Source organism: Deltaproteobacteria bacterium (assembly GCA_018668695.1).
Lineage (GTDB): Bacteria > Myxococcota > XYA12-FULL-58-9 > XYA12-FULL-58-9 > JABJBS01 > JABJBS01.
In genome coordinates, this window is the sequence record JABJBS010000031.1 from 1 (window position 1) to 4,367 (window position 4,367).

2 protein-coding genes are annotated in these 4,367 nt (G+C 50.7%); both read left to right on the forward strand.

The genetic code is table 11. From position 1 onward, the window contains the following. A partial coding sequence (locus HOK28_01445; GenBank protein ID MBT6431723.1) for an AMP-binding protein occupies positions 1 to 2,524 on the forward strand: 2,524 nt, incomplete at its 5' end. Continuing rightward, positions 2,524 to 4,367: NAD(P)-binding protein (locus HOK28_01450; GenBank protein ID MBT6431724.1), on the forward strand; the 1,844-nt coding region annotated here is incomplete at its 3' end. The genes HOK28_01445 and HOK28_01450, both read left to right, overlap by 1 nt.

Consider the following 4,367-nt stretch of genomic DNA (forward strand, 5'->3'; position numbering starts at 1 on the left):
CCTTCAAATTGTTAAAATCAATTCAGATGGTGACCCTCTCGAAACAATGCCTCCTGGGAGAGTTGGCGAAGTTTGGGTAGCAAGCGGTAGTAAAACCATTGGCTATTTTAAGGAGCCCGAGCTTACCCGAACTGCCTTTCACGCCCGGCTCCCAGGCGTACCTGACAACACGAACGAATATCTACGCACCGGTGACCTGGGTTTTATCTCAGCAGAAAACGGTGAACTCTTCATCTGCGGGCGGCAAAAAGACATGATTATCCTCGCAGGAAAAAATCATTACTCTGAAGATCTTGAAGTCACTCTATCGACCAATACCCGGCAATATCTTCGCCCAGGCCGAATTGCCGCGGTGTCTTATGAAGAAACCACCACTTCGGTAGAGCGCCTTGCAATTGTGGCCGAAGTTAGAAGCCCTGAGCTAGATGAGCCAACCGTTTTTAATGCCATCCGTACTTGCTTAGCCGCCGAGCACAAAGTCGACGTCTCGACCATTGCACTGATTCAATCTGGCAGTATTCCTAAAACCTCAAGCGGTAAACTACGAAGATTTGAGGCCCGAGAAAGATTACTCGACAATACCCTCGACACACTTCCTCATGGCATCTGGACTGCGCCCGTCAGTGATTTCAATTCCATGCCTGGTTACGAAGAAACATTGGCTATGATTCTTCGCACCTTAACTCAGCTTACCCATTCACCTTCGCCTCTACCGCCCGAGACCTCTCTCCCAGCACTCAATTTGTCCCAGCTGGCAGTTGGAGAGCTTATTGAGGCGATTAACAAAGAGCACCCGCACGCAGCCATTCGCATCAGTACTCTCTTAAAAATAGATACGGCGACAGCTTTGGCAGCCCACCTTATCGAAGGTGACGCAACTGGGATGTCGAAGGCCAGAGAGCCCATGCCAGATCTGAAGGCGCACCCCACAGCCGCCGCTGATACAATCTCAACAGTTATCCACCCGCTCCTCTATGCACAGGAAGCCGCGCTTAAAGAACACCTCAACCCTTTTGCAGAGCCCAACAATTTAATGCTCTGTGGTTGGTTACAAGGAGACATTTCACTGGAGGCGCTTCAAAAAGCCGTTGAATGGCTAACTGAAAGGCAATCGGCTCTGCGCACAACCTTTGAACAACGCCGCGATGGTTCCTACGGACAACTCGTTCAACCAGACTGGTCTTCTGATAATTTCTACCTAGAAGATGCAGAAAACGAGACTGAAGCTTACAGCCGCGTTCATACGTTGATCGGTAGACATCTGAACCTGGAACAATCCTCTTTCGATTTTCACGTCTTTCGTCTCAGCTCAGATAAAATGCTTATCGCTGCAGTTCTGCATCCCGCAATTTGCGACCACTGGTCTCTTAACATCCTGCGCAATGAACTTGCTCAGCTCTACGCACAAGCCAAAGATAACGTGGAAAACCCTGACGTGACTGGAGCACTGCCATATCAACTCGTTGATGTAGCGCATTGGCAGCAAGGGCTTTTGCAGACCCATGCCTTCGACCGTCGTATCGGATTTTGGAAAACCTATTTACGCGGAACCCTGGAGCATCTCCGCATTCCCGCTGACCGAAACCCGGGAGCATCGCTCGAAGCTATCTCTACAGCTCTCAAAGTAGGTTCCGAAGCCATGGCGGGTCTCAAAGCAGCCTGCGCTCGCTGGAAAACTGACCTACGTGGCGTGTTTATTACAGCCTATGCCACAGTCCTTTCTAGGCACTATCGTCAACGTGAACTGATCATTCAAACACCTATTCAAGGTCGATTAGCCAATACAGAAAACTTGATTGCTCCATGCAGCGAAGCCACTTTGGTTCGCGTAAGGGTCCCTCGTAAAACTTCGTTTCGAGATATGGCCAGCGCCAACGATTCAACTTTCCATCAAGCAATCGAGCACGACATTCCTCTCTCGCTTCTTCACGATGCACTCGGTCACGACGCTTCACTCCGTGAGCACCTCAGCTGGGCCGTGCTTAGCATTCAAGAACCCCCAAAAGAACAAGTCGAAGAACTAAGAAGTTTTAAGTCTGAGGTCTTTCAGAACATAGCCACATCATCATTAACCGGTGATCGTCTTCCTCTGCACTCTCATTCCATCATGGACCTTAAGATGAATGAGAAAGATGAACTCGAAGGCAACTGGCGATGTAAGGCCGCGCTCATGAATCAGCGAGAGCTCGACGCTCTGGCAATCCGATTCCAACGAATCTTAGAAGCCGTTTCTCAATCAACGCGCGAGGGTCCATCGCTTGAAGATACGATTGAGATGAGAGTCATTAAAGATGAGAGCCCCGTCAGTTCAGTGCGACTTTTTGGTTCCAAACAAGACCGCAAAACCAAAGACACAGATATTAGCAGACCTGCTTTAAAGGGAGACGGCTCGCCTCGGCAATCACGCGGCCAAGATTACGGCTCGCTTCCTGTGGGATCTCGGATGCTCTTTGGTTCAATCGCGTCCTTGCCTCCTGAGAAAAAATCGAAACCGGATAAACCCAACTCCGAGGGCGAAGACTGATGGCAGTCAACCTCTCACCCGGTTCCCTAACCGACGCAATCATCGAGTTTTATGCCAAGCTCTTTGGGCAAGATAAACAGGCGATTATCACAACACTGGTCAATCATTTCGCCGGTGAAGATGGTGACCTCAATCCAGAGTCTCTCGTAACGGGCGGTTCCGCCGAAGAGATAATTTCCTTCTATGCCAAGACCTATGATCAAGAACCATCGCAAATCATCGATGCCATCGTGGCAGATTTTGCTAAAAACGACCCCGATTTTGACCTCGAACTCTTTGCACGACAACAACGCGACCCAAGCGTCCTTCGAGACATGGAGAGCCGCCGTGACGAAAGCGCTTCAGAGTCATCTGAGAAAAGCGAGGAGATCACCGAGTGCCCCTTCATCGCAACAGTGGACAGGTTCGCGGGAAGAGAACTCAGTGACCACCGCCGAATCGATGACTGGTTTTCTGAAAAAGTCGACACCTACCGCTGCCCGGCTGATTTAGGGCCTGAAGGAAAAGCTCTTCGAGGTATTCATGCACGTGGCCTTGGCGTCCTCGAGGCCAAGCTCCATGTTTTAGAGCAGACACTTCCACCCTTACCTATTGATAGCGTGAGGCCTGGTGTGTTTGGCCAAACCAAACAAACGTTTCCTGTGATCCTACGATATTCAACCAGCGGTGGCCCTCGCTTCGAGACCATGCCTGATAATGATGGTGACCAAGCAGTTGGTCTAGGCCTCAAAATATTAACCCCGCGTGGTAAGACAGCACACGACCTGCTCTTTATTAATTCTCCTGTTTTTATGACGAACGACCCGGTCGAGCTTGTCTTTCAAGAAGATGCTTCAGCTCTACGTGACTCCTATGCAGCCTCGAGAACAACAGCCGTCCAACAGGTCTTTAACGAAACACAATACTCGGCGTCAGCCTTTCGTTGGGGCGAACAAGCAGCGGTAAAATACAGACTGCGACCGACCCAAGATGCCGCAGATGTTTTACCTGAAGCTCAGCGAAGTAAATACGAGAGCATCATTCAAGAGCGAGGAACCCGCTGCCTTGAGGAAGCGCTGTCTCTTGTTGTAAGTGAAGCTAGAAACTCTCTCGACTTCAATTTAGAAATTCAATTTGCCGATCCTGAGGACGCGGACAGCCACGGCTGCCCCATCGACGATGAACGCATCGACTGGAAGAGTCCCTGGTATTGCGTCGCGCGCCTGGAGATCCCGGCTCAAAATCCCGTGGATGGTGAATCACTCGCTTTCAATCCTTTTCATGTCTCCTCTGCACTGCTTTTACCCTTGGGTCGCCTCAACCGCGCCAGACTCAGCGCTTATGCAAATAGTCAGCGCGTAAGACATGCTCGCAACGAAGCCACTGCTCCGCACCCATACGATTGTCCCATTTCGAAACGCGTCGCCATAGTCGGCGGCGGAGCCTCAGGACTCGCATCAGCCCTCGCGCTTGCAAGCTTCGGTTATCAAGTTGAGGTCTTTGAACGGCTGCCCACATTAGGCGGTCATGCATGTGCGAAGGATATAGACGGCGGCAAACACCGGCGTGATCCTGCATTTGGAGCCTTCCGAGCAAGACAGTGGCCAAACCTTTGGGCTTTATTAAAAGAAATTAATGTCGAGCCCATCTCACACGGCGCAGCCCACGACTGGTTCGATTCACCCTTCGCTGGATGGTTTGCTAAAGACGGTCATAACATCGAACGTAGCCCTGATGTTATGGAAACCATGCAAAAGGTTGTCTTGGCCTTCACCAGGGCTCTGCGGGACCCAGAAGCTGATGGACGAACCGTAGGTGAACTCTTTGACGAACTCGAGGTGTCAGATGAGTTTTTGCTTAAAGG